General features: G+C 71.3%; 24 protein-coding genes. 10 read left to right on the forward strand and 14 right to left on the reverse strand.

Annotated elements, in window-relative coordinates; genetic code table 11:
* Positions 1-299: 299 nt before the first annotated feature.
* A complete protein-coding gene (locus tag NRF20_RS14870; RefSeq protein ID WP_413752721.1) occupies positions 300-926 on the forward strand; it encodes a TetR/AcrR family transcriptional regulator in 627 nt (208 codons plus the stop codon).
* On the opposite strand, the gene NRF20_RS14875 is transcribed toward NRF20_RS14870, so the two are convergent.
* The gene (locus NRF20_RS14875; RefSeq protein WP_398633740.1) at positions 917-1,936 is read right to left on the reverse strand and encodes a GDP-mannose 4,6-dehydratase; all 1,020 of its coding nucleotides are present in this window, start codon (positions 1,934-1,936) and stop codon (positions 917-919) included. The genes NRF20_RS14870 and NRF20_RS14875 overlap by 10 nt on opposite strands.
* Positions 1,937-1,964: 28 nt before the next feature.
* Complete coding sequence (locus NRF20_RS14880; protein WP_413752722.1) at positions 1,965-3,092, reverse strand: UDP-N-acetylglucosamine--N-acetylmuramyl-(pentapeptide) pyrophosphoryl-undecaprenol N-acetylglucosamine transferase; 1,128 nt, start codon at positions 3,090-3,092, stop codon at positions 1,965-1,967.
* Between the two features lie 64 nt (positions 3,093-3,156).
* Here NRF20_RS14880 and NRF20_RS14885 point away from each other — a divergent pair, with 64 nt between their 5' ends.
* Both NRF20_RS14885 and NRF20_RS14890 read left to right on the forward strand, forming a co-directional pair.
* On the forward strand, positions 3,157-3,837 hold the full coding sequence (locus NRF20_RS14885) for a response regulator transcription factor (RefSeq protein WP_413752723.1): 681 nt from the start codon (positions 3,157-3,159) through the stop codon (positions 3,835-3,837).
* Complete coding sequence (locus tag NRF20_RS14890; RefSeq protein ID WP_413752724.1) at positions 3,834-5,288, forward strand: sensor histidine kinase; 1,455 nt, start codon at positions 3,834-3,836, stop codon at positions 5,286-5,288. Before NRF20_RS14885 ends, NRF20_RS14890 begins: the two co-directional genes overlap by 4 nt.
* On the opposite strand, the gene NRF20_RS14895 is transcribed toward NRF20_RS14890, so the two are convergent.
* The 4 genes from NRF20_RS14895 to NRF20_RS14910 form a co-directional block, all read right to left on the reverse strand.
* Positions 5,264-6,964, reverse strand: a complete 1,701-nt coding sequence (locus NRF20_RS14895; RefSeq protein WP_413752725.1) for a methylmalonyl-CoA mutase — start codon at positions 6,962-6,964, stop codon at positions 5,264-5,266. The two genes, NRF20_RS14890 and NRF20_RS14895, sit on opposite strands and share 25 nt — an antisense overlap.
* 108 nt (positions 6,965-7,072) lie before the next feature.
* Positions 7,073-7,405, reverse strand: a complete 333-nt coding sequence (locus NRF20_RS14900; RefSeq protein WP_398633735.1) for a DUF3817 domain-containing protein — start codon at positions 7,403-7,405, stop codon at positions 7,073-7,075.
* 64 nt (positions 7,406-7,469) lie between these two features.
* On the reverse strand, positions 7,470-7,979 hold the full coding sequence (locus tag NRF20_RS14905; protein ID WP_114249309.1) for a MarR family winged helix-turn-helix transcriptional regulator: 510 nt from the start codon (positions 7,977-7,979) through the stop codon (positions 7,470-7,472).
* A 10-nt stretch (positions 7,980-7,989) separates the two neighbouring features.
* Complete coding sequence (locus NRF20_RS14910; protein WP_398633734.1) at positions 7,990-9,492, reverse strand: MFS transporter; 1,503 nt, start codon at positions 9,490-9,492, stop codon at positions 7,990-7,992.
* Positions 9,493-9,566: 74 nt separating this feature from the next.
* Between NRF20_RS14910 and NRF20_RS14915 the strand changes: the two genes are divergently transcribed.
* Entirely contained in the window at positions 9,567-10,565 is a 999-nt protein-coding gene (locus tag NRF20_RS14915) for a DUF5937 family protein (protein ID WP_413752726.1), read from the forward strand.
* Positions 10,566-10,632: 67 nt separating this feature from the next.
* On the opposite strand, the gene NRF20_RS14920 is transcribed toward NRF20_RS14915, so the two are convergent.
* Both NRF20_RS14920 and NRF20_RS14925 read right to left on the reverse strand, forming a co-directional pair.
* A complete protein-coding gene (locus NRF20_RS14920; protein WP_030971479.1) occupies positions 10,633-10,926 on the reverse strand; it encodes an MTH1187 family thiamine-binding protein in 294 nt (97 codons plus the stop codon).
* Positions 10,923-11,273, reverse strand: a complete 351-nt coding sequence (locus tag NRF20_RS14925) for a DUF3817 domain-containing protein (RefSeq protein WP_398633732.1) — start codon at positions 11,271-11,273, stop codon at positions 10,923-10,925. The genes NRF20_RS14920 and NRF20_RS14925 overlap by 4 nt, the downstream gene beginning before the upstream one ends.
* Positions 11,274-11,553: 280 nt before the next feature.
* Here NRF20_RS14925 and NRF20_RS14930 point away from each other — a divergent pair, with 280 nt between their 5' ends.
* The 4 genes from NRF20_RS14930 to NRF20_RS14945 all read left to right on the forward strand — a co-directional run bounded on the left by NRF20_RS14930 (position 11,554) and on the right by NRF20_RS14945 (position 14,200).
* On the forward strand, positions 11,554-12,186 hold the full coding sequence (locus NRF20_RS14930) for an AIM24 family protein (RefSeq protein ID WP_398633744.1): 633 nt from the start codon (positions 11,554-11,556) through the stop codon (positions 12,184-12,186).
* Positions 12,186-12,836: an AIM24 family protein gene (locus tag NRF20_RS14935; protein WP_351256246.1), complete on the forward strand. Its 651-nt coding sequence runs from the start codon at positions 12,186-12,188 to the stop codon at positions 12,834-12,836. The genes NRF20_RS14930 and NRF20_RS14935 overlap by 1 nt, the downstream gene beginning before the upstream one ends.
* The gene (locus NRF20_RS14940; protein WP_093898561.1) at positions 12,833-13,597 is read left to right on the forward strand and encodes an AIM24 family protein; all 765 of its coding nucleotides are present in this window, start codon (positions 12,833-12,835) and stop codon (positions 13,595-13,597) included. Before NRF20_RS14935 ends, NRF20_RS14940 begins: the two co-directional genes overlap by 4 nt.
* Positions 13,598-13,723: 126 nt before the next feature.
* Positions 13,724-14,200 carry a MarR family winged helix-turn-helix transcriptional regulator gene (locus NRF20_RS14945; RefSeq protein WP_266357875.1) on the forward strand — a complete coding sequence of 159 codons (477 nt, stop codon included), beginning with the start codon at positions 13,724-13,726 and terminating at the stop codon, positions 14,198-14,200.
* 21 nt (positions 14,201-14,221) lie between these two features.
* Here NRF20_RS14945 and NRF20_RS14950 read toward each other — a convergent pair whose 3' ends face one another.
* Both NRF20_RS14950 and NRF20_RS14955 read right to left on the reverse strand, forming a co-directional pair.
* Positions 14,222-15,691 (reverse strand): sensor histidine kinase, encoded by a 1,470-nt coding sequence (locus NRF20_RS14950; protein ID WP_413752727.1) that lies wholly within the window; start codon positions 15,689-15,691, stop codon positions 14,222-14,224.
* Positions 15,688-16,350 carry a response regulator transcription factor gene (locus NRF20_RS14955; protein WP_398633730.1) on the reverse strand — a complete coding sequence of 221 codons (663 nt, stop codon included), beginning with the start codon at positions 16,348-16,350 and terminating at the stop codon, positions 15,688-15,690. Before NRF20_RS14955 ends, NRF20_RS14950 begins: the two co-directional genes overlap by 4 nt.
* A 119-nt stretch (positions 16,351-16,469) precedes the next feature.
* On the opposite strand from NRF20_RS14955, the gene NRF20_RS14960 reads away from it, so the two are divergent.
* A complete protein-coding gene (locus tag NRF20_RS14960) occupies positions 16,470-17,066 on the forward strand; it encodes a PepSY domain-containing protein (RefSeq protein WP_413752728.1) in 597 nt (198 codons plus the stop codon).
* Between the two features lie 20 nt (positions 17,067-17,086).
* On the opposite strand, the gene NRF20_RS14965 is transcribed toward NRF20_RS14960, so the two are convergent.
* From NRF20_RS14965 to NRF20_RS14980, 4 genes are all read right to left on the reverse strand, one after another.
* The gene (locus NRF20_RS14965; RefSeq protein WP_413752729.1) at positions 17,087-19,393 is read right to left on the reverse strand and encodes a protein kinase domain-containing protein; all 2,307 of its coding nucleotides are present in this window, start codon (positions 19,391-19,393) and stop codon (positions 17,087-17,089) included.
* 28 nt (positions 19,394-19,421) lie between these two features.
* Positions 19,422-21,905, reverse strand: a complete 2,484-nt coding sequence (locus NRF20_RS14970; RefSeq protein WP_413752730.1) for a protein kinase domain-containing protein — start codon at positions 21,903-21,905, stop codon at positions 19,422-19,424.
* A 241-nt stretch (positions 21,906-22,146) separates the two neighbouring features.
* Complete coding sequence (meaB, locus tag NRF20_RS14975; protein WP_266357882.1) at positions 22,147-23,103, reverse strand: methylmalonyl Co-A mutase-associated GTPase MeaB; 957 nt, start codon at positions 23,101-23,103, stop codon at positions 22,147-22,149.
* Between the two features lie 62 nt (positions 23,104-23,165).
* Positions 23,166-24,365 (reverse strand): acetyl-CoA C-acetyltransferase, encoded by a 1,200-nt coding sequence (locus tag NRF20_RS14980; RefSeq protein ID WP_398633726.1) that lies wholly within the window; start codon positions 24,363-24,365, stop codon positions 23,166-23,168.
* Between the two features lie 135 nt (positions 24,366-24,500).
* On the opposite strand from NRF20_RS14980, the gene mce reads away from it, so the two are divergent.
* A complete protein-coding gene (gene mce, locus NRF20_RS14985; RefSeq protein ID WP_266357886.1) occupies positions 24,501-24,929 on the forward strand; it encodes a methylmalonyl-CoA epimerase in 429 nt (142 codons plus the stop codon).
* The last annotated feature ends 147 nt before the right edge of the window (positions 24,930-25,076 follow it).

A 25,076-nucleotide genomic window follows, 5' to 3' on the forward strand; every position in this document is an offset into this window, starting at 1 on the left:
CGGTCCCGGGCCCCGCGAAGGACCCCGGAAGGGGCCGAAAAGAACCCCCGGTGGGCCCCTGAAAGACCCTGGTTCGGCAGCTGGGCCCCCGCCCAGTGCCTGGTGCGGCTCCGGGTCCCCACCCGGCGCCTGTGGCTGTCGCTCGTTCGTGGCGCGGGACGCGGCGTCTTGGCCGCCTTCCTTACGCTACGACCCGTAGCGTAACTGCCAATAGGCTCTCTCGAACAGATGATCCCGGTGATCTGTCTCACGAACACCGGGGCCGTCCCGTTCTTGCTACTGACCGGTATGGTCACCGCATGCTGAGCCACAGCGACCAAACCCCCTCCCGGACAGGACGTCCGCGCAGTGCCGCAGCCGATGCCGCGATCCTCGAAGCGACCCGGGCGTCCCTGGTCGATCTCGGCTGGTCGAAGCTGACCATGGGCGATGTGGCGACCCGGGCGGGGGTCGCGAAGACAACCCTCTATCGGCGCTGGGCAGGCAAGAACGAGCTGGTCGTTGACGCGGTCGCGGTCCTCTTCGACGAGCTGGAGCTCCCCGACCGGGGCAGCCTGGCGGCCGATGTGCAGGGCGTCGTGCTCCAGTTCGCCGCGTTGCTGGAGCGGCCGGAGACCCGCACCGCGCTGATGGCGGTGGTCGCGGAGTCCACCCGGGACGATTCGCTCCGGCTGCGGATCCGGTCGGCCATCGTGGACCGGCAGAAGCGCCTGGTCGTCCTCGGCCGGGAACGCGCCCAGGCCCGCGGCGAGCTGTCGTACGAGGACGATGCCGAGACGGCGGCCCGCAACGCGGACCTGATCTTCGATGTGATCGCCGGTGCCGTGGTGCACCGGACGCTGGTGAGCGCCGAGCCGGTGGACGCCGAGTGGGCGCGCAGCTTCACCTCTGTGCTGCTGCTCGGGCTGGCAGGGGCTCAGACCTGATAGCGCCCCGGCGCGAAGAGGTGGAGGTGCTTCTCCACCCAGGCGGAGGTCCGCTCCAGGCCCTCCTCCAGGGAGACTTCGGGCCGCCAGCCCGCCCACTCGCGGGCCCGGGTGTTGTCGGACAGCAGCCGCTGGACCTCGCTGCCGGAGGGCCGCAGCCGCGCCGGGTCCACCACCACCTCCGCGTCCCGACCGGACGCGGCGATCAGGGCTTTCGCCAGGTCCCCGACCGAAATCTCCCGGCCGGTGCCGAGGTTGACGCTCTCGCCCAGGGCCCGGTCGCAGTCGGCCAGCGCCAGGAATCCGGCCGCGGTGTCGGTGACGTACGTGAAGTCCCGGGTGGGGGTCAGTGAGCCGAGGCGGATCTCCCGTGCGCCCGCGTGCAGTTGGGCCAGGATCGTGGGAATCACCGCTCGGGCGGACTGGCGCGGGCCGTAGGTGTTGAACGGGCGGACGACGGTCACCGGAAGCTCGAAGGCGTGCCAGTGCGAGAGCGCCATCATGTCGGCGCCGATCTTCGAGGCGGAGTACGGGGACTGCGGCTGGAGCGGGTGACTCTCGCTGATCGGGGCGGTCAGCGCGCTCCCGTACACCTCGCTGGTGGAGGTGTGCAGCAGGCGGCGCACCGAGTGGCGGCGGCACGCCTCGGCGATGTTCTCGGTCCCGACGACGTTCGTGCGGACGTACGCGGCCGGCGCGTCGTAGCTGTACGGGATGCCGATGAGCGCAGCGAGGTGGAAGACCGTGTCGCAGCCCGCGACCGCGTCCATCACACGGCCCGCGTCACCGATGTCCCCGGCGATCATCTCGACGGGGCTGTGCGGGTCGTCGAGGTAGCGGGCGAGGTGCCCCTTCTCGGCGTACGGCTTGTAGTGGACGAACGCGCGGACGTGCGCGCCGCGTTCGACGAGCAGGTCCACGAGGGTGGAGCCGATGAAGCCCTCGGCGCCGGTGACGAGGACCGTGCGGCCCTTCCAGTCGATGCTGCGGCTGTTGCGGTCGGTGCTCATGCGGTGAATTCCTTTGCGGTGGGCGGGGTTACTGGGCGGTGGCGAGGCGGATGACGGTGGCAGCGAGCAGGTCGGCAGCCCGCGCATGGTTGCCGGGGTCGGCGGCGCGGCCCATCGCGGCGAGCCTGCCTGGGTCGGTGAGCAGCGGCTCGACGACGGCGGCGAGCCGGTCGGCAGTGGTTTCGGCGTCCGGTACGAGGTATGCGGCACCCACATCGGACAGCACCCGGGCGTTGTGGGTCTGGTGGTCGCCGGGGGCGTGCGGGTACGGCACGAGGACGGCGGGCACCCCGGTGCTCGCGAGTTCGGCGATCGTGGCGGACCCGGCCCGGCAGACCACCAGATCGGCCACGGCGTAGGCGAGGTCCATCCGGTCCAGGTAGGGGACGGCCTGCGCGACCGGGCCCGCGCCCGCGTCGGCGAGCCGCTGTCGGGTCTCCGCGAGCGCCGCCGGACCCGTCTTGATCAGGAGGTGGACGTCCCGGCGGTCGCGCCAGCGGGCGGCGAGGCCGACCGCGGCCGCGGTGAGCCGGGCCGCGCCGAGGCTGCCGCCGTTGAAGAGGACGACGCGGGCTCCGGCGGGTATTTCGAAGGCGCCCCGGGCCTCGTCGCGGAGCGCGGGGCGGTCCAGGGCGGCCAGCGAGGCGGCGATCGGCATACCGACGGTCCGGGCCCGCTCTCCGCCCGCCAGGTGCGGGCGGCTGCCGTCGAAGGCGACCGTGAGGTGTTCGGTGAGCCGGGCAGCGAACTGGTTGGCGCGGCCGGGGACGGCGTTGGACTCGTGGATGACGCTGGGCAGCCCGGCCATCCGGGCCCCGAGGACGGCGGGGGCGCTCGGGTAGCCGCCCATGCCGACGACGACCTGGGCCTGCTGGGTGCGCAGAATGGACCGGCACTGGGCGCCGGAGCGCAGGAGGGCGGCCGGGAGCAGGAAGCGCTTGGCTCCCAGCGCGGGGTCGAAGGGGATCATGTCGACGGTGTGCAGCCGGTATCCGGCCGCCGGGATCAGGGTCGTCTCCAGGCCCCGCTCGGTCCCGACGAAGGAGATGACCGCGTCCGGGTCGGCGCGGCGCAGGGCCTCGGCGAGAGCGAGCCCTGGATAGATGTGGCCGCCGGTGCCGCCCGCACCGATCACGACGGAGAGTGGTGTGCGCATGGCCACCACTCTCGGGAAGCGGCTTAAGAAGGTTCTAAGAGTCCGCTTTGGCATCCTTCGGGGTATGAACAGGATTCTGGTGGCCGACGACGAGCCGGAAGTGCGGGCCGCCGTCGAGGACGGGCTGAGCGTGGAGGGGTATGAGGTACGAGGGGTCGGCGACGGCCTGGCCGCGCTCTCGGCGGTGGCGTCCTGGCAGCCCGACGCGCTGGTCCTGGACGTGATGATGCCGGTCCTGGACGGGCTCGCGGTGTGCCGTCGGCTGCGCGCGATGGAGGACAGGACCCCGGTCCTGGTCCTCACCGCCCTGGCCTCCGTCAGCGAGCGCGTCGACGGCCTGGACGCGGGCGCCGACGACTATCTGGTGAAGCCGTTCGCGCTGGACGAACTGGTGGCCCGGGTCAGGGCGTTGCTGCGGCGGGCCGCCCAGCCCGCGGCGGACGGGGCGGAACTGTCCTTCGCGGACCTGACACTGGATCCGGTGGCCCGCACGGGGCGACGAGCGGGCCGCCCAATGGAGTTCAGCCGCACCGAGGCCGCCCTGCTGGAACTGCTCCTGCGCCACCCGGGCCAGGTGCTCCCCCGCGCGATGATCCTGGAGCGCGTCTGGGGGCAGGACTTCGGGCCGGACTCCAACTCGCTCGCGGTGTACGTGGGTTACCTGCGCCGCAAACTGGAGGCGGGCGGTGAACCGCGGCTCGTCCACACGGTGCACGGTCTCGGCTATCGGCTGGACGTGGCATGAGCGGGGTGCGCCGGCTGGGCGCCCGGTGGCGGCGTCGGCGCCCGGTGCGTACACGGCTGGCGCTGGCGGCCTCGGCGGCGGTGGCACTGGTCGCGGTCGGGGTGTGCACGGCCGCCTTCTTCGTGATCCGCTACGAGTTGCTGCACCAGCTGGACCTGAATCTGACGCAGTCCGCGACGCGGCTGATCCAGGAGAACCGGGGCGGCGGCCCGCAGGTACTGGCCGGCGAGTGCCGGTACCTCTCCGCGCCCGCTTGCGCGCAGGTGGTCCCGGCCGCCCCGGCGGCGGACCCGGGCGAGGCTTATCCGCTGCCGGTCTCCGCTCCGGTACGAGAGGTGGCGGCGGGCGACCGGGCCCCGTACTTCAGCAACATCACCCGCTTCGGGCAGCCCCTGCGGATGCTCACGACTCGCTTCGGTGACGGGCGGGCGCTCCAGGTGGCGCTGCGCTCGGACCCGGTGGAGAAGGGCGTCCGGCAGGCTGCCGTACTGCTGGCGGCGGTCGGCGGGGCGGGCGTCCTGCTGGCGGCGGCGCTCGGTTACGGAGTCTCCCGCACCGGCCTGGCACCCGTGGCCCGGCTGACCTCGACCGCCGAGCGGATCGCGGCCACCCGGGACCCGCGCCACCGCATCGAGCTGCCGCCGGGGCCGCCGGGGCGCCAGGACGAAGTGACCCGGCTGGCGGCCAGCTTCAATACGATGCTCGGTGAGCTGGAGCAGTCGGTGACCGCCCAGCGCCGGCTGGTCGCGGACGCCTCGCACGAGCTGCGGACCCCGCTGACCGCGCTGCGCACCAACGCGGAGCTGCTGGCCCGGGCCGACCGGCTGACGCCGGCGCAGCGCGACCGGGCGGCGAAGGCGCTGGGCCGGCAGATCCGCGAGGTGGCCGGCCTGGTGAACGACCTGATCGAGCTGGCCCGGGACGAGGAGCCGCTGCCGCTGCTGGAGGAGGTACGCATCGCGGACCTGGCCGGGCATGCGGTGACCACGGCCCGGGCACACTGGCCGGAGACCCACTTCCTGCTGGAGATCGCGCCCCCGGCGGCGGAGATGACCCGGCCCGGCGTGCCCGCCCGCCTGAGTCGGCTGCTGACCAATCTGCTGGACAACGCGGCCAAGTTCAGCCCGCCGGGCGCCCCGGTGGAGATCGCTCTGACCGCGTTCGGGGACGGGCTGGAGGTGACGGTCCGCGACCACGGTCCCGGGATCGCGGCGGCGGACCTCCCGTACGTCTTCGACCGCTTCTACCGCGCCGACGCGGCCCGTGCGCTGCCGGGCTCGGGGCTGGGACTGGCCATGGCCCGGCAGATCGCCCGGGCTCATGGCGCGGATCTGACGGCACGGGCGGCGCCGGGCGGCGGAGCGCTGTTCACGCTGACGTTCGAGGGCGGGGACCGGCCGGGCGGCGAGGCCCTCCCCCGCGCCCGTCAGAAGCCTGGCGGCTCCGTGTAGGTGCCCCACTCGTCGCGCAGAACCCCGCAGATCTCGCCGAGCGTCGCCTCGGCCCGTACCGCGTCGAGCATCGGCCCGATCATGTTGGAGCCGTCGCGGGCGGCGGCCAGCATCGCGTCCAGCGCCGACTTGACCCGTGCGTCGTCGCGGGCGTCCTTGCGGCTGCCGAGCACCCGGACCTGCTCGCGCTCGACCTCGTGGCTGACCCGCAGGATCTCCAGGTCGCCGGTGACCGAGCCGTGGTGGACGTTGACGCCGACGACGCGCTTGTCGCCCTTCTCCAGCGACTGCTGGTACCGGAAGGCGGACTCGGCGATCTCGCCGGTGAACCAGCCGTCCTCGATACCGCGCAGGATGCCGGAGGTGATGGGCCCGATGGGGTGCTGCCCGTCCGGGTGGGCCCGGGCGCCGCGTTCCTTGATCTGGTCGAAGATCTTCTCGGCGTCGGCCTCGATCCGGTCGGTGAGCTGCTCGACGTACCAGGAACCGCCCAGCGGGTCGGCCACATTGGCGACGCCGGTCTCCTCCATCAGCACCTGCTGGGTGCGCAGCGCGATCTCGGCGGCCTGCGCGGAGGGGAGCGCGAGGGTCTCGTCGAGGGCGTTCGTGTGCAGCGAGTTGGTGCCGCCGAGGACCGCGGAGAGCGCCTCGACCGCCGTCCGTACGACGTTGTTGTACGGCTGCTGGGCGGTGAGCGAGACACCGGCGGTCTGGGTGTGGAAGCGGAGCCACTGCGCCTTGTCGGTCCTGGCGCCGTACGTCTCCTTCATCCAGCGGGCCCAGATGCGGCGGGCCGCGCGGAACTTGGCGATCTCCTCGAAGAAGTCGAGGTGCGCGTCGAAGAAGAACGAGAGACCGGGCGCGAAGGTGTCGACGTCCAGCCCGCGGGAGAGGCCGAGCTCCACGTAACCGAAGCCGTCTGCGAGGGTGTACGCGAGCTCCTGCGCAGCCGTCGCCCCGGCCTCGCGGATGTGGTAGCCGGAGACGGAGAGCGGCTTGTAGGCGGGGATGTCGCGGGCGCAGTGCTCCATCAGGTCGCCGATGAGGCGCAGATGGGGCTCGGGCTGGAAGAGCCACTCCTTCTGCGCGATGTACTCCTTGAAGATGTCGGTCTGGAGCGTGCCGTTGAGCACGCCCGGGTCGATGCCCTGACGCTCGGCGGCGACCAGATACATGCAGAAGACGGGGACGGCGGGTCCGCTGATCGTCATGGACGTCGTGACGTCGCCGAGCGGGATGTCCTTGAAGAGGATCTCCATGTCGGCGGCGGAGTCGATGGCCACGCCGCAGTGCCCGACCTCGCCGAGCGAGCGGGGGTCGTCGGAGTCGCGGCCCATCAGTGTCGGCATGTCGAAGGCGACGCTGAGCCCGCCGCCACCCGCGGCGAGGATCATCTTGTAGCGCTCGTTGGTCTGCTCGGCGTTGCCGAAGCCGGCGAACTGGCGGATGGTCCAGGTCCGGCCGCGGTAGCCGGTCGGGTAGAGCCCCCGGGTGAAGGGGTACTCGCCGGGCCAGCCGATCCGCTCGAATCCCTCGTACGTGTCCCCGGGGCGGGGGCCGTACGCGGGTTCCACGGGATCCCCGGAGAGTGTGGTGAAGTCCGCGTCACGCTTGCGGGCCTTGTCGTAACGGGCCTGCCAGCGGCGGCGGCCTTCCTCGATCGCGTCAGCGTCCATACCATCGAATTTACTAGGACGTCCTAGTAAATGTCGATGGCAAACCGCCCGGTGCTTCGCACGGGGCGGTTCGGGTGGTGCGGGGCGGGCCGGGATCGCCCGGGCGGCTCAGACCTCGACGGCGGCCGGAGAACCGTCGGCGACCAGCGGCTCGACCTCGCGGACGACCTTGCGCTCGACGAAGAACGCGGCCGTCGGGATCGTGCCGGAGATCAGCACCCAGAGCAGCTTGCCCACCGGCCACTTCGCCTTGGAGCCCAGGTCGAAGGCGAAGATGAGGTAGATGATGTAGAGCACGCCATGGATCTGGGAGACGACGAGCGTCAGATCCTTGCCCATCTCGAAGCCGTACTTGAAGACCATGCAGGTGCAGAGCACCAGCAACATGACTGCGGTGACGTAGGCCATCACCCGGTACCGGGTCAGCACACTGCGTTTCATGGCATCGAGCGTAACCGGACACCCGGGGCGATCTTGCAGCGGGCCGGGCCCTCGAAATGTCGTCCTATGCCTCTTCGAAATCCTTGGCCGCGATCCGCAACGGCCGCAGCATGGCGAAGATCTCCGCGCACTCCTCGGCGTCGTACACCCCTAGCCCGAACTCCATGTCGACCAGGTCCTTGGTTGCCGCCTCGACGACCTCGCGGCCCTTGTCGGTGATGGAGGCGAGGGTTCCGCGGCCGTCGTTCGGGTTGGGGCGCTTGGCGACCAGGCCGGAGCGCACCAGCCGGTCCACCGTGTTCGTGACGGAGGTGGGGTGGACCATGAGCCGCTCACCGATCTTGGACATCGGCAGCTCACCGGCCTTGGAGAAGGTGAGCAGCACCAGCGCCTCGTACCGCGCGAAGGTCAGGCCGTACGGTTTGACGACCGCGTCGACCTCGGCGAGCAGGATCTGCTGCGCGCGCATGATCGAGGTGATCGCCCCCATCGAGGGCACCGGGCCCCAGCGCTGCTGCCAGAGTTCGTCGGCGCGGGCGATGGGATCGAAGGGGAGACTGAGCGGCTTCGGCACGGCACCGACCTTACCCACTGGTCATATGCTGGTCAGCCCCGTCTCGAACTTCGGTCCGAAGACCGCGTGCGGGCGCTGTCGCCTTGACTTCGCGGACCAGCAGGAGCGTGCACACCGTACCGATCACCCCGGACCCCGCGACCACCAGATGCACGGGGACGAATTCGGCGGCCAGCCCGGCCAGCGCCATGCCGATGCCCTGGAGCGTCATCAGTCCGGCGGTGAGCAGGGTCATGGCCCGGCCGCGGAGTTCTTCCGGGAGGGCGTCGACGAACCACTGGTCGAGGCCGATGATGTACGCCGCACCCACCCCGGCCAGAGCGAGTGCCGCAAGCGTCAGCGGCAGACCGGGACGGAACCCGTACAGGCCGAGCGGAAGCAGCCCGGCGGCGGCCACCGGCAGCACGATCCGGGAGCGGACACGGGGGGTCAGCACGGCTCCCGCGTACAACTCGGCGGCGATGTGGCCGACCGGCATCGCGCACATCAGAAGCCCGAGGGCAGCCGGGCCGAGGCCGGTCTCGTCCGCGTACGGGGCGGCGAGCGCCTCCGGTGCGACGACGAACAGCGCGGGCACCCAGAAGAGCAGCATCAGCGCACGGATCCTCCGGTCGGCCAGAACGATGCGGGCGCCGGCGAGCGACTCCTTGAACAGGGCGCCGCCGCGGTCACCGCCGGTCCTGGCGGGCCGGTCGCGGGTGCCGAGGCGGAGCAGGGCCGCCGAGCAGAGGAACGTACCGACGGTGATGGTGATCGCCCCGCGTGCGGACAGCGCGGCAAGCAGCACACCGCCGACACCGAAACCGGTCAGCAGTGCGCTCTGCGAGACGATCCGCAGCAGCGACCGGCCCAGTACGTAGAGGTCGCCCTCGCCGAGGATGTCGGTGAGCGCGGCCATCCGCGTCCCGGTGAAGACGGGCGACACGGAGGCGACGAGACAGCGCAGCGCGAGGAGGCCGCCGACCGGGGTGCCGGGCAGCACCATGACGGCGACGCAGCCCGCACAGATCAGATCGCAGGTGACGAGGACCCGGCGGGCCGGGTAGCGGTCGGCGACGCCGGCGAAGAGGGTGCCGCCGACGAGGTAAGGGAGAAAGCCGAGCGCGAAGGTGAGGGCGCTGAGCAGCGGTGAGCCGGTGAGGTCGTAGACGAGGACGGTGAGGGCGAGCTCGCTGACGACGACGCCGAGGAGGGAGAGCAGATGCGCGGCGAAGACGGCCCGGAACTCCCGCACGGCGAAGACGGCGCGGTAGCCGCGGGGCCTGCCGGGGGCGGGGTCGTCAGGCAGTACGTCCGCAGCGGGAGCCGCGGCCCGGAGCGCGGGCGACGGGTTCGGGTCAATGGGGTCGGCGCGCTCCGGGGGCGGAGCCGAGGTCGGCACCGGTCCGGCCGGACGGGCGCGCGCGGCGCGGGGCGCGGCTGACGGGTCGTGGGGCGAAGGGGCCGCGGGACCGGTCGAGGTGTCCGTCGCGTCGCGGGAGCCGTCCTCCGGGGTGGGGCTGTAGCTCGGCATGGCCGCAGCTTGAAGGACCGGGGCCCCCGCTCCGTAGACTTTCGGCTGACGCCGAATCTTCGCGGGGGCCGCCGATGCCGTTCCATCTGCATTTCGAAGAGAAGGATCTGCTCCGCTGCCGGTTCGCCGTCTCCCCGCTCTGGGAGACGCAGGCCGCGGTGCGCACCCTTCTGCGCCCCGGGCAGCACGGCTACCACCAAACCTGGCTGAGGCGCGTCCGGAGCGCCGCCGCAGGTCTCGACCTCGGACCGCTGTGGCTGCTGATGCCGGAGAGCGGGCACAACCCGGACTTCCTCTGCCCGCCCCCGATCGGGCCCTATGCCTCGTTCGAGGAGGAGATCACCGGCGTACGCGCCATCGATCCGTCGCTCATCCATGAGGATCTGGCGCTGACGCTCGCCGACCAGCCGGGGGCGCTGGACTCCCCCGCCGGACGGGCGGTGCTCGCCGATCCCGCGCGGACGCTGCGTGAGCTGGCCGCATTGATGGAGCAGGCCTGGCAGGTGCTGGTCGAGCCGGACTGGCCGCGGCTGCGCGCGCTGCTGGAGGCGGATATCGCGTACCACTCGCGCCGGCTCGCCGAGGTCGGTTTCGCCCGGCTGCTCGGCGAGCTGAGCCCCCAGCTGAGCTGGACGGACTCGACGCTCTCGCTGATCGGGATGAAGGGCCGGCACTCCCGGGTGCTCGGCGGGCAAGGCCTCGTCCTGATGCCGAGCGTCTTCGCCTGGCCGAATGTGGTCAGCGGGTACGAGCCGCCCTGGCAGCCCGCGGTGATCTACCCGGCGCGCGGGATCGGCAGTCTGTGGACGGCCCCCGCGGACCGCACTCCACAGACGCTCGCGCGGCTGCTCGGGCGGGCGCGGGCCGATGTTCTGTGCGCGCTCGACGAACCGGCCGGGACGAGCACCCTCGCGCACCGGCTGGGCCTCGCGCTCTCCTCCGTGTCGGAGCATCTGTCCGTGCTGCGCGCGGCGGGGCTGCTCACCTCGCGCCGGTACGGACATCAGGTGCTGTACGAGCGGACGCCGCTCGGGATCGCCCTGGCCGTGCCGGAACACCGCCCGCAGGAGTGACGGGACCGGACGAGCCCCCGGCCGAATGGGACCGGGGGCTCGTCGGGTCACGGGACCGGACGGGGCGTCAGTCCGCGAGGTACCGCTCGACCGTCTCGACCTTGGAGGTCAGGCCGTCGGTGACACCGGGGCGGATGTCGGCCTTCAGCACGAGGGAGACGCGTCCGGCGCGGGCCTCGACGGCGGCGACGGCCCGCTTGACGACGTCCATGACCTCGTCCCACTCACCCTCGATGGAGGTGAACATGGCGTCCGTGCGGTTGGGCAGCCCGGATTCGCGGACGACCCGGACGGCGTCGGCGACGTACTCGCCGACGTCCTCACCGACGCCCAGCGGGCTGACCGAGAACGCGACGATCACGCGCTGACCACGCCTTCCCGGCGGGCGCGGGCGGCGATGACGCCGTCGGCCTCGTAGCGCTTGAGCGCCTTGTCGCCGTACAGCCCGCCGAACGGCAGCAGCGCGAGCAGGAAGAAGAACGCGACGCGCTTCAGCGGCCACTTGGTCTTGGACCAGACGTCGAGCAGCAGGACGGCGTAGATCACGAAGAGCACACCGTGGATGATGCCGAGCGGCATCATCAGGAAGTCGATGTCGGAGACCCGGCTGAGAATCGAGCCAAAGATGATCAGCGCAGGGAAGGAGAGCGCCTCGGGAATCGAGATGAGGCGCAGCCGGTGCAGGGCGGTAGCGGTCTTGATGTCCACGAGGGCACCTTCGGTGGGAGGATCGTGACAGCTTGTGAATACAGGCACAAGCGCAACCCATTGTGGCATCGGCACGGGCGGCGCTCGGCGCCGGGGGCCGTATGTGTCCGGTCACGTGCCGCCGCCGGGCCCCGGTCCGTTCCTCGTATCCCCGTGCGGGATACGTCCCGATCACGTACGGGTCCCGTACCGGATGCGTATCAGGGGCGGTTCAGGGTGCCGGTTCCTCCCCAAGGCCCTGTCCCGGCCGGGGTCCTGCCGATACCGTCGATCCGTGGCAATGTTCCGACTCCAAGGCAGCAGAACGCTCGCCGTCGACCTGGCCGGCGACGCCGTCAAGGCGAAGAACGGCTCGATGGTCGCGTACGACGGCCGGATGACGTTCAAGAAGATGACCGGCGGCGGCGACGGCCTGCGCGGCATGGTGACCCGCCGGCTGACCGGCGAGCAGATGACCGTGATGGAGGTGACCGGGCAGGGCACCTGTTACTTCGCCGACCGCGCGAGCGAGATCAGCCTCGTCTCGCTGCACGGCGACAAGCTCCATGTCGAGGCGAGCAACCTGCTCTGCACCGACGCCGGGCTGCGCACCGGAACCGCCTTCACCGGCCTGCGCGGCGGGGCGACGGGCAACGGCCTGTTCACCACCACCGTCGAGGGCACCGGGCAGGTGGCGATCCTGTCGGACGGTTCGGCCGTGGCGCTGCGGGTCTCGGCCCAGTACCCGTTGTTCGTCGACCCCGGCGCCTACGTCGCGCATCAGGGCAATCTGCAACAGCACTTCCAGTCCGGGGTGAACTTCCGGACGCTGATGGGCGAGGGCTCGGGCGAGTCCTTCCAGATCCGGTTCGAGGGCGAGGGACTCGTCTACGTGCAGCCGAGTGAGCGGAACACCATCGGGGGCGATGTCTGATGCCGTTCCGTGAGATCAATTCGAAGATGGTCGAGGCGACGGTGCTCCCCGGCCAGAAGATGTACAGCCAGCGCGGCGCGATGCTCGCCTACCGCGGCGAGGTGTCGTTCACCCCGAACATCCAGGGCGGCCAGGGGGGCGTCATGTCGATGATCGGCCGCCGGGTGGCCAATGAGGCGACGCCGCTGATGACCGTCGAAGGCAGCGGCACAGTGATGTTCGGCCACGGCGGCCACCACATCCAGGTCATCAACCTGTCCGGCGACACCCTTTACGTGGAGGCCGACCGGCTGCTCGCCTTCGACGGGACGCTGCAGCAGGGCACGATGTTCATGGGTTCGCAGGGCGGGGTGATGGGCATGGTGCGCGGCCAGGTGACCGGGCAGGGCCTGTTCACCACCACCCTCAAGGGTCATGGCGCGGTCGCGGTGATGGCGCACGGCGGGGTGATCGAGCTGCCGATCACGCCGGGCCGCGAGGTGCATGTGGACCCGCAGGCGTATGTCGCCCACCACGGCGACGTACGCAACAAGCTCTCCACCGCGCTCGGCTGGCGCGACATGGTGGGGCGCGGCTCCGGGGAGGCGTTCCAGCTGGAGCTGAGCGGCAGTGGCGCGGTGTACGTCCAGGCCTCGGAGGAGAAGCTGTGAGCACGCCCGTGGTCTTCGACCCGATGACGCTGCCGTCGGACGACAACGTCAACTCGTACACCTTCTGCGTGGAGCTCAAGGGGAGCCAGTGGTTCCTGCAGAAGGGCAAGATGATCGCCTATTACGGGCGGATCGAGTTCAACGGCATCGGCCACGGCCGCTTCGAGCGGCTGATCCGTACGAGCTTCCACTCGCCGCTGCACGCGAGCGACTGGGTGGTGGCCGAAGGCAGCGGCAAGATGCTCCTCGCCGACCGCGCCTTCGACGTGAACTCGTACGACCTGGAGGACGGGAACCTTACGATCCGGTCCGGCAACCTCCTCGCGTACCAGCCGACCCTGGCACTCAAGCAGTCCATCGTGCCGGGCTTTCTGACACTGATCGGTACGGGAAAGTTCGTGGCCGCGTCCAACGGTCCGGTGGTCTTCATGGAGCCGCCGCTGCGGGTCGATCCGCAGGCGCTGGTGGGCTGGGCGGACTGCCCCTCGCCGTGCCACCACTACGACCACGGTTATATGACGGGCGTGATGGGCGGGCTCAGGTCGCTGACCGGGATCGGCGGGACGTCGGGCGAGGAGCACCAGTTCGAGTTCGTCGGGGCGGGTACGGTGCTGCTCCAGTCGACCGAGATCCTGATGCCCGAGCAGCCGACGGGGGCGACGCCGGCGCAGGCCGGGGTGCCGGGTGGTGCGGGTCAACCTGGCTCCGCACCCCGTCTGCCCGGTCAGCTCGGGGACCTCCAACGCCGCTTCGGTTTGTGAACGGTAGTCTGCGGAGTGTGACGTCGAACGTCCGCACCTCGCACCCGGGCCCGTCCACGGACCGGTGCCGGGCGTCACACTCCCCCACCTTCGTCCGGCTTTCAACTTCTTAGGTAGAATCCATACATGGAGACCGAGACGGCCACTCGCTGGCTGAACGACGCGGAGCAGTGCGCCTGGCGCACCCACCTGGACGTCAGCAGGCTGCTGATGCACCAGCTGGAGAAGGATCTCCAGCCGTTCGGCCTGACCAACAACGACTACGAGATCCTGGTCAACCTCTCGGAGTCGGACGACCAGCGCCTGCGGATGAGCGACCTCGCCGCCGCGACGCTGCAGTCCAAGAGCAGGCTCTCGCACCAGATCACCCGCATGGAGAGCGCGGGACTGGTCCGCAGGGAGAACTGCGAGTCGGACCGGCGCGGACTGTTCGCGGTCCTCACCGATGAGGGTGCGGAGACGATGCGGAAGGTGGCGCCCCACCACGTGGCGTCGGTGCGCAAGCACTTCATGGACCTGTTGACGCCGGAGGCACTGGCGGACCTCCACGCGGCACTGGCACCGGTCGCGGATCACCTGCGGGGGCGCCGCGGCAAGGTGTGACCTGCGCGGCGGGAGCGGTGTTCAACCGGCGCTCGGCAGCCACAGCGCGAACCGTGCGCCGCCCTCCGGCGCACCGTCCACCGTCAGCCGGCCGCCGTGCCGGGCCGCGACGTCACGGGCGATGGCCAGGCCGAGACCGGCGCCGCCCTCGTCCCGCGTACGGGCGTCGTCGAGGCGTACGAAACGTTCGAAGATCCGCTCGCGCTCGTCCGGCGGCACCCCCGCCCCGTCGTCGGTGACCGCGACGACCACGCCGCCCCGCTGCGCACGCAGCGAGACCGCCACCGCGCGCTCCGCATGACGCTCGGCGTTGTCCAGCAGATTGCCGATCACCCGCGCCAACTGCCCGCGCGAACCGGCCACTTCGAACACACCGGAGTCCGGCACGGACACCGCCACCGGAATCCGGTCGCCCGTGCGCTGCGAGACCTCCTCATGGACCAGCGCGCCCAGATCCAGCGTCGTACGCCCCGGCCGCTCCCCCGCGTCCAGCCGGGCCAGCAGCAGCAGATCGGCCGCCAGCGCCTGCAACCGTACGGTGTCGGCGACGGCGCCCGGCACGTCCAGCAGCTCCGGATGCGCGGCACCCACCTCCAACTGGGTGCGCAGGGAGGCGATCGGGCTGCGCAGTTCGTGCGAGGCGTCCGCCACGAAGCGCCGCTGCCGGTCCACCGATGCCCCAAGGGCCGTCAGGGTCTCGTTGGTGGTACGGGCCAGCCGGGCGATCTCGTCCCGCGAACCGGGCTCGGGCACCCGTCGGCTCAGATCCTCGGACGCGGTGATCGCGGCCATCTCGCGCCGGATTCCCTCGACCGGGCGCAGCGCCCGCCGGGTCACCAGCCAGGTGACCCCGGCGACGACGAGCAGCAGCACCGGCAGCCCGATCAGCATCGCCCCGCGCACAGTGCCCACGGCCTCCTGCTCGGCGGCCAGCGGGGCTCCCGCGTGGACGGTCAGGGTCACCCCGGCCGATGTGGTCGCCCGGACCGACGCGAAGCGGTAGTCGGCCGTGTCCCCGTCGACGGTGGCGGTGCCGTTGCTGAAGTCCGGTTCACCGGAGTCGACTTCACCCCGGCCGGGGATGCTGTGACCGCCGTTGTCGTCGCCGTCGTCGTCACCGCGTCCGTCGTCGTCCCTTCCGTCGTCGCCGGACCCGGTGGAGCTTCCCGCGGCCGGTGACGGGGCCGGCGTGACCTGATCCGTGCCGGTGCCGGAGATCGCCTCCAGGTCCTTGGAGACAGCCACCACGCGCCCGTCCTCGTCGGTCACCTGGACCGGATGGTCCTCCTCCTCGCGCATCTCCAGCCGGTCGTACGGCACATCGAGGGCCAGCTGCCCGGCCACCTCACGGGCCACCACCTCCGCCTGCAGCCCCGCCTGGTCGGTGAGGTTGGCGCGCAGGACGAGGAGTACGGCGAGCCCGGCGCCGACGAGGGCGACCGCGACCACGACCGTGGCACCGAGTGCGGCCCTGGCCCGTACCGATCTCACAGCGCCTCCAGCCGGTATCCGGCGCCGCGCACCGTACGGATGGCGGCCGCGCCGAGCTTGCGCCGCAGCGCGCTGACGTACACCTCGACGATGTTCGGGTCGCCGTCGTAGGCGAAGTCCCAGACGTGTTCGAGGATGTCCGCCTTGCTCACCACCTGCCCGGACCGCAACGCAAGTTGTTCCAGCACCGCGAACTCCTTGGTGGTGAGGGTGATTTCGGCCGGACCGAGGTGCACCCGGCGAGCGGCGGTGTCCATGCGCAGGGAGCCGACGGTGACCACCGGCGAGCCGGAACCGCCGCCCCGGCGCCGCAGCAGCGCCCGGATCCTGGCCACCAGCACGACGTACGAGAAGGGCTTGGTCAGGTAGTCGTCGGCCCCGGTGTCGAGGCCCTCCGCCTCGTCGTACTCCCCGTCCTTCGCCGTCAGCATCAGGATCGGCATCTCATGGCCGGCGGCGCGCAGGGCGGCACAGACCCGGTAGCCGTTCATCCCGGGCAGCATGATGTCGAGGACGACGAGGTCGTACGCCCCCTCGGCGGCCCGGTGCAGCCCTTCGAGACCGTCGTGCACGACATCCACGGCGAAGCCCTCGGCGGTGAGTCCCCCGGCCAGGGACATCGCCAGCCGCTTCTCGTCCTCCACGATCAACAGGCGCATACGCACAGGGTCGCAAACGGAACCTGAAGACGGCTTCAGGTGGCTTCAGGCTGCGTTCAGCATCACCCGGGCAGTGTGGACCTTGTCGAAACCGGCCACCCGATCAGGGAGGAACCCTCATGAAGCGCAAGATCGTCATCGCCGCGGTCACCACGGCCGTGCTCGTCGGCGGCGGAGCCGCCACAGCGGTCGCCTTCGCGGACGACGACAGCCACGACCGCGAGCCCCGGAGCAGCGCGACGAGCGGTGACACCGCCCGTGTCGCCGTGGGAGACGCGATCACGGCCGCCGTCAAGGCAGTCCCCGGCACGGTCACCGAGGCCGAGCTGGACGACGAGGACGGCAGACTCGTCTGGGAGCTCGATGTGTACGGCTCCGACAAGGTCTGGCACGACGTGACGGTGGACGCGGGCAACGGCAAGGTGCTCGGCAAGCACGTCTCCGACGATGACGACGACCGCGACCGGCACGCCCCCCGGTCGGCCCCCGTGTCGCTGGACGCGGCGGTCGACGCCGCGCTGAAGGCGAACCCCGGGACCGTGACGTCGATCGACCTGGACGACAGCGACGGCCGGAGCGGCGGGGCGCTGCACTGGGAGGTCGACGTCCAGGGCAAGGACGGCAGGCAGCACGAGCTGAACGTCGACGCGAGCACGGGCAAGGTGACGGCGGACCGGTCGGACGACGGGGACGACGACCACGGGGACGACGACTGAGGGCGCCTCCCGGCGGACCGTCAGGGTTCGTAGACGGAGATGACCGTCCCGTCGCCGAAGCTCAGGAACACCGCGTCGCCCCGACCGACGAACGAGATCGATGCCGGGTCGAGCGGGTCTCCCGGCTCGCCGGGCCACTCGGTGGGCAGGCGCGAGCCCGTGTCGTCCGCCTCCCCTGTGGAGGCCATGGCGAAGGCGTTGAGCCCGTACCCGCCCACGACAACGGCGTTGTCACCGGCCACGGCCAACCGGCCCGCGACATCCAGCCCCTCGCCGCCGTCGTACGTCGCCCAGTACTGCCTCCCGTCGGCCAGGCCGAACGCGTACACCCGCGTCCGGCTGCTCACCACGACCTTGCCGTCACGTGACACTGCGGGCCGGTAGGCGATGTCCACGCCGGCGGCGATCGGCCGTCGGTTCTGCGGGGCCGTCACATCGACGACCGTCAGTCCGTTCGAGCCCGCGCAGAGGAGTTCCTTGCCCTTCAGGACCGGCGTACGGCAGGTGATGTCACCGGCACCGATGGCTCCCAGCCGTGCGCCGTCCGCACTCCTGAGGACGGTGACGCCGTCGCCGGCCGCGACGAGCCGGCCCTCGGCGAGGAGCAGTTCGGCTTCGGGGGCCGGGTCGTCCCACGGCTTGTCCCACTTGCGGGAGTGCTTGACGGTGAGTTGGTGGGCAAGGATCCGGTCCGCACCCGTGCCGGTGGCCCTCGTGACGTAGTACAGAACTCCGCCCGACTGGACGGAGTCGGCCACCCGGGTACCGCCGGGCAGCGGCTCCCGCCACTTCTCCGCACCGTCGGCCAGACCGAGCGCCACCAGGGCACCGTCCTCGAAGGCGTACACGGTGGTGCCGAGGACCGCGGCCACCGATGCGGGGCCGGCGGCCGTCTTTCCCGGCGGTGTCTGCCACTTGCGCCTGCCGTTCGCGGCGTCCAGCACGGTGATGCGCTGCGGGCCGCCGCAGACCAAGGACGCACCCGCGAGTACGCACTCCACCGGACCGTCCGCGATCTTGGCCTTCCATGCCTTCCAGCCCGCCGGTTTCTTGGAGACGTCCGCGGCGGCGGCACCGAAATCCCCGGTACGGCCGGCGTCGGCGTCGGGCACAACTGCGGGTCCTGCCTCGGTCCGCACGGAGTCCGCAGCCGAGGCGGTCGGTCGCGCGCCACCGCCCGCGTTGTCGTCGCCCCCGCCGTCCCCCTTGAAGAGTCCCGGCAGCAGCACCGCCCCCAGCACCACGCACACCGCCGTGGCCGCTGCCGCTAGCCCGATCCACAGTCCCTTGTTGCCCTTGCCGTCGCCGGACACGGACACGGGCACGACGGGTGTCGGAGCGAGGGCGGGCCCGCCGGGGTGTGGGGCACCGGACGGGACCGGTGGTGCGGCAGCCGACGGCGCAGCCGCCGCCACGACGGCGCGCGCGCCCGCCGCGTGCGCGGCGAGCTGCCCCTGTATCGCCTCCATCCAGGGGAACGGTCCACCGGCCGCCACGCCCGCCCGGTCTCCCGACAGCAGCATGTCGGCCAGCTGTTGAGGGGTCGGCCGGGCAGCGGCGTCGCTGCGCAGGCACTCCTCGATCACCACACGCAACTGCGTCGGCACGCCGGACAGCTCGGCCTCGCCCTGGGCGATCCGGAAGATCACGGCCGCCATGTCGGAGTCGTCGAACGGCCCCCGCCCGGTCGCCGCGAAGGCGAGCACCGCACCGAGGCAGAACACGTCCGACGCCGGTACGAGCGACCGTGAGCCGTTGACGTGCTCGGGCGAGATGTAGCCGGGGCTGCCCACCACGACACCGGTCCGGGTCAGCTGGGTGGCGTCGAAAGCCTGCGCGATCCCGAAGTCGATCACCTTCGGCCCGTCGGTGCCGAGCAGCACGTTGCCGGGCTTGAGGTCGCGGTGGAGTACGCGTACGGCGTGCATGTCGGCGAGCGCGCGGGCGAGGTCGGCGCCCATCTCCCGTACGACCTGCTCGGGCATCGGCCCGCCTCGGGTCACCGCCTCGGCGAGCGAGGGGCCGGGGACGTACTCGGTCGCCAGCCAGGGCAGCCGGCCGCTCGCATCGCCGCCGACGAGGGCCGCCGTGTACGGACTGCGTACGGCACCCGCCGCGTCGATCTCACGGCGGAAGCGAATGCGGAAGCCGTCGTCGAGGTCGAGATCCGGGCGCACGGTCTTCAGCGCGACCAGCCCGGCGAGGGTGTCCCGCGCACCGGCCGGCCGGGCCAGGTACACCTCGCCCATGCCGCCCGCGCCCAGCAGCCCGAGCAGCTGGTAGGGGCCGATCAACCGGGCCCGGCCTGCCGGAAGCGGCTCGATCACTGCGCGGCCCCCTTCATCGTCCGACGGTTCACTTGGGCAGCGGCACCGAAACCGCGGTGCCGTCGTCGTACACGACATGCACGACACCGCCGACCGGCAGCACCTGCGGGTCGAGCAGTTCCTGCTCCAGATCGACGCCGTTGGTGACGGAGTCGTACGTCGGTGTCCTGGTCGGGCCCGGAGCGCCCGGAATCCGGGTCCTGGTGAGTGAGCCCAGGGTGCCGTCGGGGCGGATCGGGACCGTGTACAGCTTCGTGCTGTCCGCCCACACCACCGTGTCCGCGACGATCATGGGGTTGGAGACCGGGTTGCTCATGCCCTGTGCCGCCTTCCCGCCGAGCGGGAACCGGCCGAGTGCCCGGCCGCCGTCGCGGCCCACGACGACGATCTCGTCCGGCACACCCGACTCGTGCTCACTGCTCCGCCGCAGCGTGATCACCCGGTCGCCGAGTGCCGTCAGCGACGCGCCGGCGACGAGCGAGGAGTCCACCGGCACCCGCCCCTGCGTCTGGAGCGTCCCGGCTGCGAACCGCAGCACGGCCACGTCGTCGCCGAAACCGGACGGGGCGTCGTTGGAGACGTAGGCGTCGCAGAAGGCGTAGCGGCCACGCACCCGGAGCGACCCGCACCCCGAATTCGTCCCGTCCCCGGAAGCTTGCACGGCCTCGCCTCCGGCCGTGCCCAGCAATGAGCCGTCCTTCGGCCGGAACGCCTTCGGTGCTTCTTCGCCAACTGCGTACACCACCTTGCCGTCGGTGGCGACCGGCCAGAAGTTGCCGTTCTGGGCGTTGGAGATGTCCTGCGGGGTCAGCGGCTTCTGCCACTTGCGGGCGCCGGTCTTCAGGTCGTACGCGGCGAGCGCTGCGTCCTCAGGCGTCGATGTGGTCGCGGCGAAGACCAGGCCGTCGACGACGACCGGCGCACTGTCCAGATTGTGCGCTCCACCCGACCGGGTCTCCCAACGGACCGTGCCGGTACGGGCGTCCACCGACTGCAGCCGTCCGCCCGCGGCAAGCAGCACGGTGTCGTCGTACACGGTGGGCCGGGTGGCACTGGCCGGCATGAAGAACTGGTTACGGGGGCCCCAGCCCGCCCTGTTCGAACTCTGTCCGGTGTCGAGCGTCCACATCCGGCGACCGTCGGCCGCCGACACCGCCTCGTACGTACCGTCGACCAGTCGGCAGACCACCACATCACGGCCTGCGGCACAACCGATCGGGGCCCCGGAAAACTTGCCCGTCCAGGACTTCTTCCACCCCGTCGGCCGGACCTCGCGTCCGTACGGGACAGTGCCCGAGCCGTCCGGGCCGCCGTTCTCGTCCACACCGGCCACGATCTTGGCGGCTGCGGGCGAACCGCCGCCGGGAGAAGCCTCGTTGGGGGTGTCGCGGTTGTTGCGCCAGGCCAGGATGCCCCCGGTGGCCGCACCCAGCACGATCAGCGCCGCGAGGGCCGCGCCCAGGGCGCGGCGGGAGCGGCGCGGCGGCTGTGCGAGGCCGGGGCCCTGGGTGGGTGCGATGTGCAGGCCCGGGGTGAAGTCGGTTCCCTGGGGGGGCAGTTGGTGGGGTGCGGCATGGCTTCCGGTGGCCGCTTCGGTTGGTGTGTACCCGGGCAGCAGCGGGCCGCCCAGCGCCATGACCCGGGCCAGTTCGCGCTCGTACTCGGCGATGTGCTGCACCACCGGTTCCGGCCACCGTGCGGCCGCGTCGGGGGTGAGCCGCTGTGCGAGTTCCGCAACGGTGGGGCGGGAGGCAGGGTCGGCGACCAGGCAGTCCTCGAGGACGGCACGGAGCGCCTCGGGCACATCGTCGAGATCGGCCTCGACGTACTTGACCCGGTAGAGCACGGCGGCGACCGGGCCGTCCCCGAAGGGGTCGCGTCCGGTGGCCGCGTAACAGAGCACGGAGGCGAGGCAGAACACATCGGAGGCGGGGACGACGCGTCCGCTGCCCGCCACATGCTCCGGGGACATGAAGGCGGGGCTGCCGACCATGCGACTGGTGGTGGTGAGCGGGGTCGCGCCGGCATCCCGGGCGATGCCGAAGTCGATGAGCCGCGGACCGTCCGACGCGAGCATCACATTGCCGGGCTTCACATCGCGGTGGACGATCCCTGCCGCGTGGACGGCCGCCAGGGCGCGGGCCAGTCCGGCGCCGAGCATCCGTACCTCGGCCTCGTCCATCGCGCCCGCCCTGCGGACGGCGGCGGACAGAGTCGGTCCGGCCACGTATCCGGTGGCGAGCCAGGGCACTTCGGCGTCGGCGTCCCCGTCGAGCAGCGGGGCGAGATGGGGGCCGACGACGGACCGGGCGACGGTGATCTCCCGGCGGAAGCGGCCCAGGAAGCCGGGGTCCTGGGCCACGTCGCGGCGGACCGTCTTGACGGCGACCGGTTCGCCGCCTCCGTCCCGGGTACCGAGGAAGACCTCTCCCATGCCACCCACGCCGAGCCGGGCCCGTATCCCGTAGGGACCGATCCGTCTGGGCGAGTCCTCCCGCAGCGGACCCAGCATGCGCCACTCCCCCCGTCGGTACGCATGAAACGCCGGACACTCACTTCACGTATCCGGCCGTAATCCTGCCACGGACACATCACCGGTCGCAGCGCCGGTCAGCACGGAAAGCACGCCCCCGGACCACAACTGACGCATCTTCAGCGGTCAGGGACGAGGATGCGTGGCGCGACGGTCCGCACTGGCGCCGGGCGGTCCCGGAAGCGGCCCGCACGCCACTCCCGGACCCGTCCGGACGGGATCAGGCCCCGGTGAGTCCTGCCACGAGCTCGTCCGCCGCCGCGTAGGGGTCGAGGCTCCCCGCCACGATGCGTTCGGCGAGCGCGCCGATGTGGCGGTCGCCGTGCAGATCGCCGATGCGCTCACGCAGCCGCGTGACGGCGATCGTCTCGACCTCGTGGGCCGCACGGGCCATGCGCCGCTCCGCGAGCACTCCGTGCTCCTCCATCCACGCCCGGTGCTTCTCCAGCGCCTCGACGACCTCGTCGATGCCCTCGCCCCGGGCGGCGACCGTCTTCACGATCGGCGGCCGCCAGTCGCCGGGACCGCGGGACTCGCCGAGGCCCAGCATGTGGTTGAGCTCGCGCGCGGTGGCGTCCGCGCCGTCCCGGTCGGCCTTGTTGACGACGTATACATCGCCGATCTCCAGGATTCCGGCCTTCGCTGCCTGGATGCCGTCACCCATGCCGGGCGCCAGCAGGACGACGGAGGTGTCGGCCTGGGAGGCGATCTCCACCTCCGACTGGCCGACGCCCACCGTCTCCACCAGGATCACTTCGCAGCCCGCAGCGTCCAGCACCCGGATCGCCTGCGGTGCCGACCAGGCGAGACCGCCCAGATGTCCGCGGGTGGCCATGGAGCGGATGTAGACGCCCGGGTCGGAGGCGTGCTCCGACATCCGGACCCGGTCGCCGAGGAGCGCCCCGCCGGAGAACGGGGAGGACGGGTCGACGGCCAGGACGCCGACCCGCTTGCCCGCCCGCCGGTACGCCGAGACCAGCGCCGACGTCGATGTCGATTTGCCGACACCGGGTGAGCCGGTCAGGCCGACGACGTACGCGTTGCCCGTCAGCGGTGCCAGGGCCGCCATCACCTCGCGCAGCTGCGGCGACGCCCCCTCCACCAGGGAGATGAGCCGGGCCACGGCCCGCGGCCGGCCCGCACGGGCCTGCTCGACCAGGGTGGGGACGTCCACCATCACCGCTCCGTTCACTCGCTGAGTGCTCTACGTGTACTACGTACTGCTTGCCCGGGCCGTTCCTACTTGGGGACGCGGATGATCAGCGCGTCGCCCTGGCCACCGCCGCCGCACAGCGCCGCCGCACCGGTGCCGCCGCCGCGCCGCTTCAGCTCCAGCGCCAGGTGCAGCACCACACGGGCGCCGGACATGCCGATCGGGTGACCCAGCGCGATGGCGCCGCCGTTGACGTTCACCTTTTCCGGGGTGACGCCGAGGTCCTTCATCGACTGGACGGCGACTGCGGCGAACGCCTCGTTGATCTCGATGAGGTCGAGGTCCGCGACCTCCAGGCCGTCCTTCTTCAGGGCGTGCTTGATGGCGTTGGACGGCTGCGACTGGAGCGAGTTGTCCGGGCCCGCCACATTGCCGTGGGCGCCGATCTCGGCGATCCAGTCCAGGCCCAGTTCCTCGGCCTTGGTCTTGCTCATGACGACGACCGCTGCGGCGCCGTCGGAGATCTGCGAGGAGGTGCCCGCGGTGATCGTGCCGTCCTTGGTGAAGGCCGGGCGCAGCTTGCCGAGGGACTCCGCGGTCGTCTCCGGGCGGATGCCCTCGTCCTTGGAGAAGAGGACCGGGTCGCCCTTGCGCTGCGGGATCTCGACCGGGGTGATCTCGGCCTCGAAGATGCCGTTCTTCTGGGCGGCGGCGGCGCGCTGGTGGGAGAGGGCGCCGATCTCGTCCTGGTCGGCGCGGTTCAGGCCGAGGTGGGTGTTGTGCTTCTCGGTGGATTCACCCATCGGGATGTTCTCGTAGGCGTCGGTCAGACCGTCGTACGCCATCGAGTCGAGCATCTCGATCGCGCCGTACTTGTAGCCCTCGCGGGACTTCGGGAGCAGGTGCGGGGCGTTCGTCATGGACTCCTGGCCACCGGCGACGACGACGTCGAACTCACCCGCGCGGATCAACTGGTCGGCGAGCGCGATCGCGTCGAGCCCGGACAGACACACCTTGTTGACGGTGAGCGCGGGGACGTTCATCGGGATGCCCGCCTTGACCGCGGCCTGGCGGGCCGGCATCTGGCCCGCACCGGCCTGCAGGACCTGGCCCATGATCACGTACTCGACCTGGTCGCCGCCGATGCCGGCCCGGTCCAGCGCGGCCTTGATGGCGAAGCCGCCGAGATCGGCCCCGGAGAAGCTCTTCAGCGAGCCGAGGAGGCGGCCCATGGGCGTACGCGCGCCCGCGACGATCACTGAGGTGGTACCGGTCGTTCCTGACATGAGGCGCAGCCCCTTGGGATTAGGAGTGAACGAGGGTTTACATGAATGTACTGAGCGGTACCTCGCCCGTCATCCGGCAGCGGGTGTGATCGCGCGCACGTTGCGTAACCATCGGTGTCGCGCTGCACTGGTTGCATGCTGACGCGAATCGACCACATCGGGATCGCCTGTTTCGACCTCGACAAGACCGTCGAGTTCTACCGCTCGACCTACGGTTTCGAGGTGTTCCACTCCGAGGTCAACGAGGAGCAGGGCGTCCGGGAGGCCATGCTCAAGATCAACGATACGTCCGACGGCGGTGCTTCCTACCTCCAGCTGCTGGAGCCGACCCGGGAGGACTCGGCCGTGGGCAAGTGGCTGGCAAAGAACGGGGAGGGTGTCCACCACATCGCCTTCGGCACCGCGGACGTCGACGCCGACGCGGCGGACATCCGGGAGAAGGGGGTCAGGGTGCTCTACGACGAGCCCAGGACCGGTTCGATGGGGTCCCGGATCACCTTCCTGCACCCCAAGGACTGCCACGGCGTCCTCACCGAACTGGTCACGTCCGCAGCGGAGCACTGACCTCCGGATACCTGGCCCGGTAGAGTGGGCTGTTCCGGGCCGGGGCCGGGTCGGGGCCGCGCCGCGTCCCCAGCCGTGATCTGTCACCATTCCCCGGGGGACCGTTCACCGGCGAACGGTACTCGTTGGAGAGTTGCGACCAGGGGA

This window comes from Streptomyces sp. R-74717 (genome assembly GCF_047305335.1).
GTDB classification, from domain to species: domain Bacteria; phylum Actinomycetota; class Actinomycetes; order Streptomycetales; family Streptomycetaceae; genus Streptomyces; species Streptomyces atratus.